This is a genomic window from Limosilactobacillus avium (assembly GCF_947381485.1).
In the GTDB taxonomy this organism is placed as follows: Bacteria; Bacillota; Bacilli; order Lactobacillales; family Lactobacillaceae; genus Limosilactobacillus; species Limosilactobacillus avium.
The window spans coordinates 1-16,923 of record NZ_CANCWN010000017.1 but is presented as its reverse complement, the minus strand read 5'-3'; the positions used below and the strand labels follow the sequence as shown (position 1 = coordinate 16,923).

The following is a 16,923-nucleotide window of genomic DNA, read 5'->3' as shown; positions in this document are numbered from 1 at the left end:
CTTCTTAGTAGGCCATCAATTCATCTTCAACCGTTGAGTCCTCAATCCGGACATCGGTAATCGTGCTCTGTTCAAGTAGCGGCAAGAGGGCTTGAATGTTGCCGGTAAACAGGAAGCGGACTTCGTTTTCCGCCTCTTCCAGCATGTGGGCGCCCAGCTTAACCGCCATTTCAACCGGGAACCCGGTCCCGGTAACGGTTACCGTGCAATCGACCCCGTCATTCATCGTCAGGTCCCGGGCCGACGTCAAGCGGTTGCTGTTGAAGTAGTAAATGGTGTTGGCAAACCGCATCATTGTTGAGACATTGTCACTGGTAAAAATAACCAGGGAATCGGTCTTTCTTGTGTAATCCTTAATAAGGTTGCCAATTATCAGCCGGGACTTTTCGGTCAGGCCGTCCAGCGCGTCTTCCAACACCACAATGGGGCGGCGCAGGGCAAGCAGGATAATGATCTTTAGTTCCTGTTGCTGGACCGCACTGAGGGTGGCCGTCTTGATGTTGTACTTAATTCCTAGGGGCAAAAGCATCTGGAGGGTATGCTCGACATCTAGGGCCCCACTCACATGCCGCAGTGCCCGGTGGAGGACCTTTTCAACCGTCTTGCCTTTCAGCTGAACATTTTCAAAGAAGGCCATCACCCGCTCTGGGTGCCGTCGGAAGTCGGCGATGTCCTGACCATTAACTTCAACCGAGCCATCAATAATATTCCCCTGACTCAGCAAGAGCTGGTCAATGGCCGCGGCCGGACCATCGTCACTGCTACAGATAGCCACCATCTTTGGTGAAACCAGCCCCATTGAAACGTCTTCCAACTGGTCACCAGACTTGGCTTCAAAGGTTACCCCATTTAATACAACGCTACTCACAATAATATCCCCCCGTTAGTGGCTTTAGTATTACCATTCAATTTTAGCATTTTTCTGGACAATTCAGGGAAAAGTTAGGCAATTATTATCTAAAATTGGAATACATTTAAGCCTTTTCATCCAAAATAATGGTAGAATAATAAATTGTAACTAATTTCACACAGAAATGAGGAATGTTATTTTGGATAATGGTCAGATACTAATGAATTTCATTATTATCATCATTACCTTTATTTTCGCAGCGTTTTTCGTTGCCGCTGAGTTTGCCCTCGTTCAGACCCGGGTGACCGCCCTGGAGGAATTGCAGGCAAAGCGGAGCAAGCCATCGGTAAAAATTACGCGGGCTATCAAGATGGTTACCAACCTGACCGAGTACCTGTCCACAACCCAGGTAGGGACTTCCATCTGTGGGATTATCCTTGGTTGGATCGGTGAGGACACCATCGAAGGGTTACTCGTCGATGCCCTGCACACCTCCAGCGTTGCCCTCAACAGCAACCTGACCCACGTCATCAGTGCCATTGTCGGTGTCCTGATTTTGACCTACTTTGAAGTGGTCCTGACGGAAATCGTCCCGAAAAACATCAGTATCGATATCCCTGTTAAGATGCTGATGTTGACGGTCACCCCGCTTCATTACTTCCACGTGATCTTCTACCCCTTTGTCTGGCTTCTCAACTCGTCTGCCAACGGGATTGTCCGCCTGATGGGGATGAAGCCGGCGGATGAAAACGACGAGGTGCTATCACAAAGCGAAATTATTAACCTGTCACGAAACGCCGTTAAGGGCGGTGCCCTGGAGCACAATGACCTGGTTTACATGAAGCGGGCCTTCGCCTTTAACGACAAGGTTGCCAAGGACATTATGATCTACCGGACCCAACTGGCCGTTATTGATATCACCAAAACGGTTAACGATGCCCTGAAGGAATACCTGCAGACCAAGTACAGCCGCCTCCCCGTGGTGGCTAATAACGACCGGGACAAGATTCTCGGCTATGTCTTCAACTACGACCTAGTTCGCCAAAAGCAGACCAACGGTAACGTCTCATTGGCAAAGGTTCTCCGCCACCTTTCGACAACGCCGGAAAATACGCCAATTACCGAAGTCCTTAAGCAAATGATCAGGACCCGGGTCCCGATGGTTGTCGTGGTTGATGGATACGGGGGAACCAGCGGAATCGTAACGGATAAGGATATCTACGAGGAATTGTTCGGAACTGTCCGAGACGAGATCGATAACGTTGCCGACAACATGATCTTACAGTTAAGTCCTGATACCTACCACGTTGATGGCAAAACAACCATCTATGACTTTGAACGCTTCTTTAACGTGGAACTTAACGAGCCCGAAAATAGTGATACTGTCACCCTTTCCGGTTACATTCTGGAAAACTATGACCACGTTCGTGAAGGTGACCAAATCACTTTAAACGGTTTAGAAATCACAATTATGGACTACGAGAATTCGTATATTGACTGGCTAAAGGTCAAAAAATTAGGACCAGCAAGGCCAAAAGACGAAGATAATTAGTGCCGCCCCACCTGTTTTATCGTATAATTAAACAGGTGGCTGATAGTTTAATTAGTGCAGAAAGAGGAATCAAAATGACAACAATGAACATCCTTTATATTTCACTTGAAGGAAATACCCGCTCTTTTATTAATCGTTTATCTAAATTTGCTAAGCAACAAAATATTATTAATAAGAACAACCCATTAATTCATGCTAAGGAAATTGAGCCACAAACTCTTCCCGCCAGTGAATCAGCACCCTTTTTCGTATTCGTGCCCACTTATTTGACTGGTGGTAACGGAATTGATTCTGGGTTCACTGAAATCATGACTACCCCCCTCGGCGAATACATCGAGGAAGGTAACAACGCCAAGTACTGTATTGGGGTCGTCGGTAGTGGGAACCGGAACTTCAACGAACAGTACTGCCTGACCGCCCGTAAGTACGCTAAATTGTTTAACGCACCGTTTCTTGACAACTATGAGCTGCGGGGGACCTCACGGGATGTTGAACGAATCTACGGTGTCTTGAGCCGGGAATGGACAAAGCGGGAAAAGGATTAGCCTGCACTAAACGCCCCAAAATAGGTTTAAAATAAAACGAGGATGGGAAACATTTTCCCATCCTCGTTTTATTCTTCGAATATTACACAGTAATCGCGGAAAAAACAGTAATCTTGTTTACCTTAGTCCGCGATATCATTACCCGTACAGATAATCCAGGTGACCCCATAGTGGTCAACTACTTGTCCCATCATACCGCCATTAATCCAGTTACCAAACGGGACTGTAACCCGCTGTTCATCCGAGTCTGCCAGCTGCTTGAAAAACTGCTGGGCCCTACTCTTATCCTCACCAAAGTTGAGCATGATCGAAATCAGGGTCGACGTTTGGGGATGCCCCATCGTTGCGTCCGCGCAAACAATTTTTTGACCCGCTACCGAAAATTCAGCGTACAGGGTCGTGTCCGTCAGGCTGTCGGTCCTTAAGCCGATGTTTTCTGCCTGCTGTTCGCTCAGTGGCTGATGATACGTAATCTGGGCCCCAAAGTTTTGGACATAGTAGTCCATCGCTTCCTTAGCATTTTCAAACGTTAAGTACGGGTATATTTTTGCCGTCATAATTTTCCTCCGTATAAAACTTCATTTTAGATTATATGTTTCTGAAATGCTGGCGTCAAATTGGTAAAGATAAATTACGCCCTTAGGTAAAACGTTTCAATATGCTATAATGGTATGGCTAAATTACATAAAGAAAGGACGAATCTCTTGGAAAAGGTTAAAAAACATAGTCCATTGTTAATCTTAGGGCTGCTCTTACTGGGCGTCTGCATGCGGATGCCAATCACTTCGATTCCCTCCGTTATTAAGGAAATTGCCCAGACCTTTAACGTTGCCCCGACAAGCCTGGGGATCTTAACAACCATCCCCCTCCTGTGCTTTGGACTCTTATCTTCCGTTGTTTCATCAACGGCTCAGCGGATTGGGAACGAGTTAACATTAGCGATCGCCATGGTCCTGATGTTTGTCGGTTCCTACCTCCGCATCATTAACTTCGCACTCTTGATGGTGGGGACCGTAATGGTCGGGATGGCCATCACCTGCATTAACGTCCTCCTCCCGGCAATTATCTCTGACAAGTACCCCAACCGGATGGGGAGCGTCACGGGGATGTACAACACCGCGATGACCCTCTTCGCCGCAATCGGGGCCTACACAATCACCCCCATTACCCACCAAAGTAGCTGGCAAACGGCGGTTGTCATCATCAGTGCAATTGCCCTGGTGACTGCCATCGTGTGGCTACCCAACCTCAAGTATAACGAACGGGGCGGCAACAATACGGCCAGCGATACCGGAACTAACATGTGGAAGAAGGTCAATGCCTGGTGGCTGCTCCTCTTCTTCGGCTTCCAATGCTTCGTGTTCTACAGTGTGGTTGCCTGGCTTCCAACAATTTCTATGGACGCGGGCTTGAGTGGGGACCAGGCAAGCCTGATTGCCGGCCTCTTCCAGTTGTTTGCCATTCCGTTTGCCTTCACGGTGCCCGTCTTAGCGGCTAAGATGAAGACCCGGCGGTCCATTATGTTGGGCGCGGGGATCTCATCAATGCTGGGAACGCTCATGATGTTTTTCCCGGTCAACTCCTTTGCCTACTTCTGTGTGGTCGCCTTCTTGTTAGGGGCCGGATCCACAACTACCTTTGTCTTGGCAATGACCCTCTTTGGGCTCAAGACGAAGAGCGCTGCTGATACCCGGAACCTTTCTGGAATGGTCCAGTCCGTCGGCTACCTGATTGCTGCTCTAGGCCCCATCGTGGTCGGCAGCTTGAATGCCCAAACACACGGCTGGACGGCAAGCCTGATCGTAATCTTTGCCGCTGCCTTCCTCTTTACCTTCTTTGGGGTCCTGGCAGAACGGCACTCTTACATTTAATTCACCTCATAAAATAAGGCCGTTCGTGTGCAAATCATCGCCCACGAGCGGCCTTATTTTATTTATATAAATTCCGCGGGTGGGGTTCACCCTTGATCTCGTGCTTCACGTGTTCCAACATGTCATCGACCATTTCAACCACGTGGGGGTCGTCGAGAATGTAGAAAACCTTGGTACCCTCCCGCCGGCGACACACCAACTGGTAGCGGTGGAGAATCCCCAATTGCTTGGAAATCACTGGTTGGGCCAGGCCCAGGTGGTCAACAATCGTCGAAACCGACACCTCGCCATCACAGTGCCGCAAGAAATAGAGGATCTCAATCCGGGTACTGTTGCTCAATACCTTATAAATTTTAGCCGCTTCATTGATTAAGTCACGCGTCGCGGTCACTATTTGCCATTCCCTTCTTTGAATTAATTAGGGAATATTATACCAGATTAAGCAGGTGGGTAATCAAACCACTGTCGTAAAAGACGTAGAGGCCGACACCAATGTAAATCACCTTCATTAAGATTTCCCCATACCTCGTCAGGGCCCGCTTGACAACCGGTAGTTCACCGATTGCCCTTATTAGCCAGACGACCGCGACCGCCAGGGCACCAATAAAGATAAGGGCCATTGCAAAATGGCTGAAGGTCATCCCCGTCAATACCGGCAGGAAAATTGACAGGTTACAGCCAGTACAAACCGCCAGATAGGTGGTTAAGGTCGCTAGGATGGGCGCTCGGTCAGTCTGCTGGGCCGCCTCGTCCTTATCATGGAGCGCCATGTAAATTGGTAAAAAGCCCAATAGGCCGAGGATCCATTCCGGCAAAAAGAGGGCGAGCGCCTTGCCAATCGTGAAGCTGAGGGTCATCAAGATTACCACCCCCACCAAGTAACCAACCATCACGTCTACAGTTCGGTAACGGTGGAGCAAGAACAGCATAATAATAAAGAAATCTAGGTTAACGGCAACAAAAGTTACCAGGAGCAGCCAGTAGTTCATCTTCGTTTCCTCCAATATATCAAATTCGATATATTATTTATATACCATTTTTGATATATATACAAGATGGAATTTTGTGTTAATCAGTGTCAGTAAAGGTGTTTCCAGCAAAAAAACTTTTTGCTCTAGACCATTTACCGACCGGTACCCGGCCAACCTTATTGACAGCGCTGTTTCCCACCGGTGGGCCATTTTACTACTGCCCAGAAACCGGTTCCTTTTGCCGTGCAGATAAGCGTTTGAGAGTATATAATTGTACAGGTGATAGAATTTCTGTAATTTCAGAAGGAGTGAACATTTTGGCTACAGAAAATAAAGCTGTTATTACATTATTTGGTGCAACTGGTGACCTTGCTAAGCGGAAGCTGTACACCGCCCTCTTCAAGCTCTACCAAAAGGGCTACCTGCAAGACCACTTTGCACTGCTCGGAACTTCTCGTCACCCTTACACTGACGAAGAATTCCAACAAGTTGTTCGGGACTCAATCAAGGATGTTGAAGAAACTCGCAAGGGCGAAGCTGCTGACTTCTCCAAGCACTTCTTCTACAAGTCACATGACGTTACTAAGCCTGAACACTACACAATTTTAAAGAAGCGGATTGAAGAACTGGACAAGCAGTTCGGCACAGAAGGCAACCGCTTATTCTACATGTCCATGGCTCCCCAATTCTTTGGTACCATCGCCATGAACCTGAAGAAGCAAGACCTGCTCTCTGACGACGGCTTCAACCGCCTGGTTATCGAAAAGCCATTCGGTCGTGACTTCGACTCAGCTAAGAAGCTGAACGACGAACTGTCCAAGACCTTCGATGAAAACCAAATCTTCCGGATCGACCACTACCTGGGTAAGGAAATGGTTCAAAACATCCAAGCACTGCGCTTTGGTAACACCATCATCGAATCTCTGTGGAACAACCGTTACATTGACAACATCCAGGTTACCCTGAGTGAAAAGCTGGGTGTCGAAGAACGTGCCGGTTACTACGACAATTCCGGTGCCCTTCGTGACATGGTTCAAAACCACATTATGCAAATCGTTGCTCAACTGGCAATGGAACAACCAGTTTCATTCACTGATACTGATGTCCGGGTTGAAAAGATCAAGGCATTGCGGAGTCTTCGTGTCTACACCCCATCCGAAGCCGCTGCTAACTTTGTTCGTGGCCAATACGATGCTGGAGACGGTACTGAAGCATACCGTGACGCTGATGGTGTTGACCCTGACTCTGGTACCGAAACTTTCGTTGCTGCCAAGTTAATGTTTGATAACTACCGCTGGTCTGGTGTGCCATTCTACGTTCGGACTGGTAAGAAGTTAGCCGACAAGTTCACCCGGATTGACGTTGTCTTCAAGAAGCCATTGATCGATATCTTCGCTGACCCTCGTCACGAAAGCGACCAAACTCTGAACTCCAACGTTTTGACAATCTTTGTTGAACCTAAGTCTGGTTTTGCTATGCAATTAAACGCTAAGCGCGCCGGCCAAGGCTTCACGACTCAACCAGTCGACCTGAAGTACCTGCAAAGCGACACTGACAAGAAGGAATCCCCAGAACCATACGAACGTCTCTTCCACGATGCTCTGGAAGGTAACCACACCAACTTTGCATCATGGGCTGAAATTGCCTACGCATGGAAGTTCGTTGACGTAATTCGCAAGCTTTGGGACATTGAAAAGCCGCAATTCCCTAACTACGTACCAGGCTCAATGGGCCCGGCAGCTTCTGATGAACTGCTTGCCCGTGATGGTCGTCAATGGGTTTACCGTTTAAACCACTAATACGCTCAAAAACGTTTTAAGAAAATTCTTAAAACGTTTTTTTGTTATGGGATATCGGTTGCACTGTAAAATTTTTTTGTTATAATGGACATTGTGAAAATAATTACATGTTTTTCTTTAAGAGGAGAGTGACTTTAATGTCAGAGAATAAAGCACAAATCGGTGTTGTCGGTTTAGCTGTTATGGGTAAAAACCTTGCATTAAACATTGAAAGTCGGGGCTTCACTGTTGGTGTCTACAACCGTCACCGTAACCGGACTGACGAAATGATGAAGGACCACAGCGACAAGAAGCTTGTACCTAGTTACACAATTAAGGACTTCGTTGACTCCCTTGAAAAGCCACGGCGGATTCTGCTGATGGTTAAGGCTGGTAAGCCAACTGATGCTGTTATTGACGAATTACTCCCTCTGCTTGACAAGGGTGACGTTCTGATCGATGGTGGGAACACTAACTTCCACGACACCATGGCGCGGAACGCTAAGTTGGACCGTTCTGGTATCAACTTCATCGGCATGGGTGTTTCCGGTGGTGAACTGGGTGCCCTTCACGGTCCTGCCCTGATGCCAGGTGGCCAAAAGGAAGCTTACGACTTAGTTGCTCCTATTTTGACCCAAATCGCTGCTAAGGCTGAAGAAGATGGCAAGCCATGTGTTGCTTACATCGGCCCTAACGGTGCTGGTCACTATGTCAAGATGGTTCACAACGGAATCGAATATGGTGACGAAGAATTAATTGACGAAAGTTACAACATCATGCGGAATGTCCTGAAGATGCCTGTTGACGACATTGCCAAGACCTTCGCTGAATGGAACAAGGGTGAATTATCCAGTTACCTAGTTGACATCACTGCTGACATCCTTACTCGTAAGGATGACCTGGGTGACGACAAGAACAAGCCAATCGTTGACATGATTCTTGACCGTGGTGCCAACAAGGGTACTGGTAAGTGGAGTTCCGAAACTGCCCTTGAAGGTGGCGCTCCACAATCTGTTATCACCGAAGCCGTTTACGCTCGTTACATCTCCATGATGAAGGACGAACGGGTTGCCGCAAGCAAGGTTCTGCCTGAAGTAACTGAATCCATCTCCGTTGATGACAAGAAGGAACTGATTGAAAAGGTTCGTGAAGCCCTCTACTTCGGTAAGGTTATGTCTTACGCACAAGGATTCGAACAAATGCGGATTGACTCCGAACGTTACAACTGGAACCTGAAGATGGGTGAATTAGCACAAATTTGGCGTGCCGGTTGCATCATTCGTGCACAATTCCTGCAAAACATCACCGACGCCTTCGACAAGAACCCTGACCTGAAGAACCTTCTTCTTGACGACTACTTCAAGGACATCGCCAAGAAGTACCAAAAGGCTATCCGGGACATCGTTGCCCTTGCTGTTAAGGCTGGTATCCCTGTTCCTGCTCTTAGTGCCGCAATTAGCTACTACGACTCCTACCGTGCAGAAGTTGTTCCTGCTAACCTGCTCCAAGCACAACGTGACTACTTCGGTGCTCACACTTATGAACGTGTTGACCGCCCAGGTAACTACCACTACACTTGGTACGAAGAACAATAAAATTATTACTAATAAATCCCATGAGGGGACCGGAATATTTCCGGTCCCCTTTTTGTATTGCTTAAGGATAAAACTTTACCTCGGCCTTGTCCCCACCTTTACATGATGCCTTGAACGCCATTTCACAACCTTTCCTCCGTGCCCACCCCCGGTCACAGGCCACAGCTAGCAATAATTTTAATCGTAAAAGTTTACTAAAAAGATATTGACATATTTAGTGAAAGCGCTTAACATAATGGCTGTAAGCTATTATTTATTTTTACGTAGAAAAGGGGAGTCAATAATGGATAAGCAAGAGCCACATAAAGTTCGTTCGCGCCTCGCATACTCACTCGGTGCGTTCGGGCATGATGCCTTCTTTGCATTACTTTCTACTTACTTTATGATGTACGTTACCGGTCACCTGTTTACGTCCGGTAACAAGTCCTTTGATAACCGGATGGTCGGATACGTTACGATGATCATCATGATTCTCCGGATCGTGGAATTACTGATCGACCCACTGATTGGTAACGCCATTGACCGGACCAACACCAAATGGGGGAAGTTCAAGCCATGGGTTGTTGGCGGTGGTGTTATTTCTGCCGTCCTCTTGGCTGCACTGTTCACCCCACTTGGCGGTCTGAACGTTTCTAACCCGATCATGTACCTGATTGTCTTTGCTATCATCTACATCATCATGGATGTCTTCTATTCCTTCAATGATGTTGGTTTCTGGTCCATGGTTCCAGCCATGTCATTCGATTCACACGAACGTGACAAGATTGCTACCTTCGCCCGGGTTGGTTCAACCATCGGTGGGCAGATTATCGGTTTTGTTATCATGCCAATGGTTCTGTTCTTCTCCATCAACCAAAACGGTGGAACCGGTGATGACCGTGGTTGGTTCATCTTCGCCGTCATCGTTGCCGCTATTTCGGCAATCACCGCGATCGGTGTGGGGATGTTTACCCACGAACAAAAGTCACTGCTTCGTGAAAACAAGGAACAAACTAAGTTAAAGGATATCCTGCACATCCTGATCAAGAACGATCAATTGCTGGCAATTGCGATGTCCTACCTGTTCTTCACTACTGGTCAAACCCTGTTGAACAGTTTTGAACTTTACTACTTCACTTACATTTTAGGTAACTCAAAGGCCTTCTCAATCCTGGGTGGTCTGAACACGGTTGTCGGGGTTATCTCCGTCTTCGCCTTCCCACTCTTCTCAGGTAAGGTTGGTCGTCACAAGCTCTTCTATGGTGCTGCTACCATTGAAGTTATCGGTGCCTTGATCTTCTCCTTTGCCGGCAAGTCATTAGCACTGGTTCTGCTCGGTGCCGAATTATTCTTCATCCCACAACCAATTATCTTCCTGGTTGTTCTGATGACGATTACCGACTCTGTTGAATATGGTCAATTGAAGCTTGGTCACCGTGACGAATCGTTGACCCTGTCAATTCGGCCACTGCTTGATAAGTTCGGTGGTGCCGTTGCCAACGGTGTTGTTGGTGCCGCTACCGTTGCTGCCGGGATGACCGGTGGTGCTACTGCCGCTACTGTTACTGCTCACGGCGTTAGCGTCTTCAAGATTTACATGTTCTTAATTCCAATTGCCTTAATTGTTGTTGGTATCATTATCTTCGCCCTCAAGGTTAAGTTGGATGAAAAGTCCCACGCCAAGATCGTGGCTAAGTTGGAACAAACTTGGGGTAAGCACCTTGGTGAAGAAGGCAACGACCAAAACGCCGCTGCTGAAGAAGCTGCTCCACAACCACAAGCTGGTGTTACTAACATCCCAGCTCCAGTTGCTGGTGAAGTTGTTAACCTCAAGGACGTCAGTGACCCAGCCTTTGCTGAAGGCAAGATGGGTCAAGGGTTTGCTATTAAGCCAGCTGACGGTAAGGTTTACGCACCATTTGCTGGTACCGTTCGGGCAACCTTCTCGACTCGTCACGCGGTTGGGTTGGTTTCCGACAACGGAATTGCCCTCCTGATTCACATTGGTGTTGATACTGTGAAGTTACATGGTACTGGTTTCGTAACCTACTTCACTAAGGGTCAACACGTCGACAAGGGTCAAGAACTCATGGAATTCTGGGACCCAACTATTAAGAAGGCGGGACTTGATGACACGGTTATCGTTACCGTCACTAATAGTGAAAACTTCGACTTCGAAATGTTAGCCAAGGCTGGCGACAAGGTCACCGACAAGGACAACATTATGAAGGTTACGAAGAAAGACTAACCGATTTTAATTAATAAAGGCCCGGCTAGTGAGGAACTCCTCACCAGTCGGGCCCTTATTATTTTGAAACGTTACTGGGCGTTGATCTGCTTTTGTTCTGTCCGGTGGTCACCAAAGTAAGCATGAACCAGCTGACTGTTGACCGTCCGCAGTTCATGGTAGGAAAGGTTATTAGCGAAGAGCATCACCGTCTGCCGGCTTTCCCAGTTACTGTAAAAGGTGCATGAATACCCGCTCAGGTAACCATTGGCGTGGAGGTACGGGGCCTCGATGTAGGCACCACCATAGTAGGTTTCCCCCGCTGCCTGCCGGTTAGTAAACTGGGCCAGCATCGTGGGGTTATCAAGCACACCCCGGTACAAGAAGTGCCAGTAGGCTACCGGGGTACACAGGATATCACCGGCCCCCAGCTCCGTTGACATGCGCCTTTGTAAGGCTGACCACCCCTGCTTTCTTCCCATAACCTGAGTCACCCGGTGGCCATTCTTAAGCTGGTTAGCGAACTTCACCCGTACTCCCCGGGGCCCTAAAACCTGGTCCGCCAGGTAGTCCTGGTACGAGTGCCGGGTCGTTCGGTAAATAATGGCTGCTAAAAAGCTAAAGTCCACGTCGGAGTAGCACCAGCTAAACTTCCCTGTCGACCGGTAATGCTTTAACGTATACCGGCGCTGGGCCCCTTCGTCTTTTAACGGTGCCGCTAGCTTACTAGAAACGTTGCGGAAGCCGCTGGTGTGCATCATCAGCCGTTCTATTGTAATCTGTGAGCCATTGGCCACCCGCGGGTAAAAAGCGCTTAGCGGCGTGCTCAGCGTTAATTTCCCGGAAAGGACTAATTGGTTAATCGCCACTCCTGTCATCAACTTCTGAAAGGAGGCAATTAGAATCAGGCGATTTGCCCGGACCACCTGGCGGGAATCCTTTGTTACCTGGTTACTAACCACTTCCGGACGGTCGCCGGGGCCATTTATGAGGGCCAGGCCATTGACGTGTTTTCTCCTAAGAAGTCGTTGCACCGCTGCCCTTTGTGCTGGGGTTGCCATCTGGGCCTGGGCCATTGTCGGCTGCAAAAAACACCCTACGCTAATGCATAAGACTAAAAAGAGGGTTCTCAGCCCGTGTTTGGTCATAATCTCATTTCCCATCAATCGGTAATCTTTCTTGAGCCTCTTATTTTATCATAAAACACGTGAACTACTCGGCCATTAATGACCGCGCTTCTGGGAACATAGAGTAGTATTTAGGATGTTACGCCTGTATTCAGGATACCTAACTTACAGAACTCCACTCTTTTACCATGGCTAGTCCCTAGCCAATAGCTTTTAATCCTTGATGCAAGATATTAACTGCCGCATTAATATCCCGGTCGTGATGGGTACCACAGTTTAGACACGTCCATTCACGAATGTTAAGGGGCTTAGGGCCACTATGATAGCCACAATGACTACAAATTTGACTGGTATAGTTCGGTTTAACAGTTACTAATTCCTTACCATACCAGGCACATTTATACGCCAGCATGGTCCGGAACTGGTACCAACTAGCATTCGCAATTGCTTTAGCTAAGCAATGATTTTTCTGAAGGTTTTTGGCTTTCAAATCTTCAATGACGATTACGTCGTATTGCTTAACTAAAGTCGTTGTTAGCTTATGCAAGTAATCTTTACGCTGGTTCGCTATCTTAGCCTGATACCGGGCCTTTTGTTGCTGTGCTCGTTGCCAGTTTTGGTAATCACCCAGTTCTTTCTTGAAGGTTTTGTGATTATGGTTCCATTGACAGACAGCAGCTGTCGCCTGATGTTTCCGTTTGGCATACTTACTTTGCCACCTGGTTGCTTGCTTTTCCGCCCATTTAGCATTAAAGTTTCCGTACTTAATCCCATCAGAACTAATGGCTAGACTAGCGACTCCAACGTCGATACCGACTACTTTTCCCGTCCTCCTTAAGTGTTCGGGAGCTTCAATCGCCACTTGTAATGACAGATAGTAGTGGCCAGTTGGCTCAAGGCAAACCGTATAGCACTTAATCTTGCTATTAGCTAACAATGTTGTTTTACTAGTCCGAATACTGCCCAGCTTAGGCAACTTAACCCGCCGTTTAGCAAGCACTCGACAAACTGACCGCCCCGTATAAGCTTGCCGAATAGCGCGACGCGATTTAAAACGTGGGTAACCACCTTGGCGTTTAAATAACATCTTAAAGGCTTGGGCGAGGTTGTGATTAACCACTAGAAAACTAGTTGAGTCACTCGCCCTAAGAAATGGGTATTCTTGCTTGAGTCTCTTCAGTAGATAATTCATTCCGTATTCATTGACGAAGTGACTACCGGGATTATTTTGATACCGTTCCTTGGCCATCGCCAACATTTGGTTCCAAACGAAGCGATCATTACCAAACATCTGCCACAATTGTTCCCTTTGCTGGGCATTGGTATATAGACGAAGTTTAATCCCCTTTATAACTTGCGCCATTTTCACCACAATCTTTCATCATTGGCCAGTCAACAAAGCTAATTAATACCTGAACACCACTCTCTGGTAAGTACATTATATCATATCCTAAAACATGTGTTCGATTAAAAGATTTAAAAAATGGGCAATTCATCACATCCTTAAAAGAACGTGGTTCCTTGCCCGTTTTCAAAAACAGGTTCCCGCGCCAAAGTTGGTGACGCAAGAACCCGTTTTAGATTGCTTATATTAAGCTTTATCAACGGCCGTCCGGACAACCAGGACGTCCACAGGGGCGTTCCGCTTTACATAGGAGGTAACGGATCCCATCACTGCTCGTTGCATCCGTGAAAGGCCACTAGCCCCAATCATGATCATGTCGTTGTGGTGGTCATGAATGAAGTCAAAGGAAATGATTGTCTTCGGGTTACCCAGACGAATGTGGATATCCATGTTGTCAAATTCGTTCTTTTCCTTTGCTTCCTTTAACAGCTTGGTCAGGTATTCTTTTGACTTATCAACCAATTGGTAAGCGATACTGCCATCAGACATCCCGGCAAAGTTGTATGCCATTGCCCGGGTGTCAATAACGTTCAATACATCAACGTGGGCACCGTTACGCTTAGCAACAAAGATTGCCCGTTCCAGTGCTAATTCTGCTTCCTTAGAACCATCGACTGGTACTAAGATATTTTGGTATTCTTGATCCATATCTCTAAGCCTCCAATGCAGCTTTTTTCCTATGTAACTATTGTACCATTAAATTACCAGGATAAGTAAGGATTCACGCGATCTAGCGTATTTTTTCACAATTGACATTCACGGCTAAATCACCTACAATTCAATCAATACATTAAGCTAATATGAGAATAATAACATTATTATTTAATCATGGAGAAATGAGGCTGGGAACTTTATGGATAAAATCGACCGCAAAATTATTAACTCATTGCAAGAGAACGCCCGGGTGTCATTGAAGGAACTCTCTAAGAAGTGTTTCATTTCCTCGCCCGCAATCGCTGCCCGTATTACCAAGCTGGAAAAGGCGGGAGTGATCAACGGTTACCACTCTTCCATCAACATGGAAAAGATTGGTTTCCACGTCCGGGCCTTTATCCAGGTCCAGCTGGAACCACGGCAAAAGAAGGAGTTCTACCCCTTCGTGCAAAGCGTGCCCAACGTTGTCGAATGCAACTGCGTAACGGGCGATTATTCCGAAATCATGGAGGTTGTCTTTCCCTCAACCACTAACTTGGACGATTTCATCAACACCATCCAACAGCGCTTTGGAAAAACTAGTACCCAGATTGTCTTTAGCACTAGCGTCAACCACCGGGGAATTCACCTGGCAAACGAAGAAGACAATGATGATGAATTAAATGAATGAAGGCACATAAAAACCGGGACGAAGTAATTTCCGTCCCGGCTTTTTTATTAACAATTATTGCTTATTTTTTCCGTAGTTATCAATAAACTTGTTGTACTGGTCACGGTCTAATGATTTCTCCGATTCACCGATAACCAGGGTCGCGATTGAGTTACCGACAACGTTAACGGCCGTCCGGCCCATGTCGACGAACCGGTCAATCCCGGCGATAAAGGTCAGGCCCGCCATCGGTACCCCAATGGTCGAAACACTGGCAAGCAGGACAACGAAGGATGCTCCCGGCACACCCGCCATCCCCTTACTGGTAATCATTAACACAATCAGCAGGGTGATCTGGTGGGCAAGGGACAGGTGCAGGCCATAAGCCTGGGCCAAGAAGATGGCTGCCAGGGACTGGTAGATGGCAGAACCATCAAGGTTGAAGGTGTAGCCAGTTGGGATAACAAAGGAAGTAATCCCCTTTTCAACCCCCATCTCTTGGGTCTTCTTCATCAGCCGTGGCAGGGTAACCTCTGAACTAGCGGTCGTAAATGCCAACACGATTTCATCCCAGATAACCCGCATTGTCTTCCAGTAACGCAGGTGGAAGATGTGGGCGGTAATGCCGAGGATAACAATGATAAAAATCAGCATCGTGACGTAAGCGATCAGGATAAAGTAGCCAAGCGGAAGCAGCGCGTCCAGCCCCATTTCCGCGATGGTCATTCCAATCAGGCCGAAGACACCGATTGGGGCGAACTTCATAACCCAGTTTGTGACCTTGAACATTACCTCAGACACACCGTTTAAGACGTCAATCAAGATCTTCGCCTTTTCACCAACGGCAGCAATTCCCAGCCCAAACAGGACGGAGAATAAGATCACCGGCATCATGTCACCATCGGACATCGACTTGAAGATGTTCGTAGGAATAATCGACAGGATCAGTGGCCAGAACCCGCTGTCGTGAGCCGCGTGCTTGGCGGTTGACATGTATTGCGAGATGTCCGTTGCGTGAAGGTCATGAATGTTGATAAAGGTCCCCGGGTGGGTCAAGTTGGCCATCCCGATACCAAGAAGCAGGGCAATCGTCGTCAAGATTTCAAAGTAGATCAAGGTCTTGGCCCCAATCCGCCCCAGCTTCTTGATATCACCAATGTTAGCAATCCCAACGGTTAAGCAGGAGACAACAATCGGCATAACGATCATTTGGATCAGGCGGATAAAGATTGTCCCCAGACTTTGCATCACGGTGATGGCACTATTGTTCTGGTAGAAAATCACTCCACAGATAATCCCCAAAACTAAACCAATCATAATTTGCCATCCCATACTAAGACGGCCGAATCGATAATGTTTCACTTTTACATCCTTCTCTCCCTTTCAATGTCAGTGAATACTTTATCACATGTCGACTTACTTTTCACTACCTACTATGGCAAAATACGAACAGAAATGTCTTATATTTACATCAAGTTCACTATTTATAAATCACACTTCTTTAGGGAGAATGATGGCAAAGTTCCGCTTTTTTCCTAAAATTACCCGGATATAAAAAATAATATACCGATTTTACCGTAACATTGCCTTTGTATTCTTCCCTATCGTTTGGCTAAAATATTCTATGATTGTCCGGATTTGCTTTTGGCAGATTGTAAAATTTAAGTTGAACATTTAAGTGGACAGAAAAACCCATCAAGGTCTTTAATGGTGTTACCTC

16 protein-coding genes are annotated in these 16,923 nt (G+C 47.1%); 7 read left to right on the top strand and 9 right to left on the bottom strand.

The genetic code is table 11. The features are described from left to right. Nucleotides 1–4: 4 nt before the first annotated feature. Nucleotides 5–868, bottom strand: a complete 864-nt coding sequence (locus QOS01_RS06510) for a P-loop NTPase family protein (RefSeq protein WP_283621625.1) — start codon at nucleotides 866–868, stop codon at nucleotides 5–7. Nucleotides 869–1,034: 166 nt separating this feature from the next. Here QOS01_RS06510 and QOS01_RS06505 point away from each other — a divergent pair, with 166 nt between their 5' ends. Together QOS01_RS06505 and nrdI are read left to right on the top strand one after the other, a co-directional pair. Further along, entirely contained in the window at nucleotides 1,035–2,402 is a 1,368-nt protein-coding gene (locus QOS01_RS06505) for a hemolysin family protein (protein WP_283621624.1), read from the top strand. 74 nt (nucleotides 2,403–2,476) lie between these two features. After that, complete coding sequence (gene nrdI, locus QOS01_RS06500; protein WP_283621623.1) at nucleotides 2,477–2,947, top strand: class Ib ribonucleoside-diphosphate reductase assembly flavoprotein NrdI; 471 nt, start codon at nucleotides 2,477–2,479, stop codon at nucleotides 2,945–2,947. A gap of 122 nt (nucleotides 2,948–3,069) precedes the next feature. Here nrdI and QOS01_RS06495 read toward each other — a convergent pair whose 3' ends face one another. Beyond that, nucleotides 3,070–3,504, bottom strand: coding sequence for a VOC family protein (locus QOS01_RS06495; RefSeq protein WP_283621622.1), 435 nt, complete (start codon nucleotides 3,502–3,504; stop codon nucleotides 3,070–3,072). Between the two features lie 114 nt (nucleotides 3,505–3,618). Between QOS01_RS06495 and QOS01_RS06490 the strand changes: the two genes are divergently transcribed. Then, nucleotides 3,619–4,818 carry a CynX/NimT family MFS transporter gene (locus tag QOS01_RS06490; protein ID WP_283621621.1) on the top strand — a complete coding sequence of 400 codons (1,200 nt, stop codon included), beginning with the start codon at nucleotides 3,619–3,621 and terminating at the stop codon, nucleotides 4,816–4,818. Nucleotides 4,819–4,876: 58 nt separating this feature from the next. On the opposite strand, the gene QOS01_RS06485 is transcribed toward QOS01_RS06490, so the two are convergent. Next, the gene (locus tag QOS01_RS06485; RefSeq protein WP_408612474.1) at nucleotides 4,877–5,212 is read right to left on the bottom strand and encodes an ArsR/SmtB family transcription factor; all 336 of its coding nucleotides are present in this window, start codon (nucleotides 5,210–5,212) and stop codon (nucleotides 4,877–4,879) included. Between the two features lie 34 nt (nucleotides 5,213–5,246). Continuing rightward, nucleotides 5,247–5,807, bottom strand: coding sequence for a cadmium resistance transporter (locus QOS01_RS06480; protein WP_283621619.1), 561 nt, complete (start codon nucleotides 5,805–5,807; stop codon nucleotides 5,247–5,249). A gap of 299 nt (nucleotides 5,808–6,106) precedes the next feature. Here QOS01_RS06480 and zwf point away from each other — a divergent pair, with 299 nt between their 5' ends. The 3 genes from zwf (at nucleotide 6,107) to QOS01_RS06465 (ending at nucleotide 11,389) form a co-directional block, all read left to right on the top strand. Then, entirely contained in the window at nucleotides 6,107–7,588 is a 1,482-nt protein-coding gene (gene zwf / locus QOS01_RS06475; protein WP_283621618.1) for a glucose-6-phosphate dehydrogenase, read from the top strand. A gap of 137 nt (nucleotides 7,589–7,725) precedes the next feature. Further along, the gene (gene gndA, locus QOS01_RS06470; protein WP_283621617.1) at nucleotides 7,726–9,162 is read left to right on the top strand and encodes an NADP-dependent phosphogluconate dehydrogenase; all 1,437 of its coding nucleotides are present in this window, start codon (nucleotides 7,726–7,728) and stop codon (nucleotides 9,160–9,162) included. A gap of 283 nt (nucleotides 9,163–9,445) precedes the next feature. Further along, complete coding sequence (locus QOS01_RS06465; protein WP_283621616.1) at nucleotides 9,446–11,389, top strand: glycoside-pentoside-hexuronide (GPH):cation symporter; 1,944 nt, start codon at nucleotides 9,446–9,448, stop codon at nucleotides 11,387–11,389. A gap of 71 nt (nucleotides 11,390–11,460) precedes the next feature. On the opposite strand, the gene QOS01_RS06460 is transcribed toward QOS01_RS06465, so the two are convergent. From QOS01_RS06460 to QOS01_RS06445, 4 genes are all read right to left on the bottom strand, one after another. Further along, complete coding sequence (locus tag QOS01_RS06460; protein WP_283621615.1) at nucleotides 11,461–12,456, bottom strand: serine hydrolase domain-containing protein; 996 nt, start codon at nucleotides 12,454–12,456, stop codon at nucleotides 11,461–11,463. Between the two features lie 238 nt (nucleotides 12,457–12,694). Continuing rightward, a complete protein-coding gene (locus QOS01_RS06455; protein ID WP_283621614.1) occupies nucleotides 12,695–13,858 on the bottom strand; it encodes an RNA-guided endonuclease TnpB family protein in 1,164 nt (387 codons plus the stop codon). Then, nucleotides 13,833–14,030: a hypothetical protein gene (locus QOS01_RS06450; RefSeq protein ID WP_283621613.1), complete on the bottom strand. Its 198-nt coding sequence runs from the start codon at nucleotides 14,028–14,030 to the stop codon at nucleotides 13,833–13,835. The genes QOS01_RS06455 and QOS01_RS06450 overlap by 26 nt, the downstream gene beginning before the upstream one ends. Nucleotides 14,031–14,086: 56 nt before the next feature. Continuing rightward, nucleotides 14,087–14,548 (bottom strand): universal stress protein, encoded by a 462-nt coding sequence (locus QOS01_RS06445; protein ID WP_283621612.1) that lies wholly within the window; start codon nucleotides 14,546–14,548, stop codon nucleotides 14,087–14,089. 205 nt (nucleotides 14,549–14,753) lie between these two features. Between QOS01_RS06445 and QOS01_RS06440 the strand changes: the two genes are divergently transcribed. Next, entirely contained in the window at nucleotides 14,754–15,224 is a 471-nt protein-coding gene (locus QOS01_RS06440) for an Lrp/AsnC family transcriptional regulator (RefSeq protein WP_283621611.1), read from the top strand. A 54-nt stretch (nucleotides 15,225–15,278) separates the two neighbouring features. On the opposite strand, the gene QOS01_RS06435 is transcribed toward QOS01_RS06440, so the two are convergent. Further along, entirely contained in the window at nucleotides 15,279–16,565 is a 1,287-nt protein-coding gene (locus QOS01_RS06435; protein ID WP_283621610.1) for a dicarboxylate/amino acid:cation symporter, read from the bottom strand. Nucleotides 16,566–16,923: the final 358 nt, after the last annotated feature.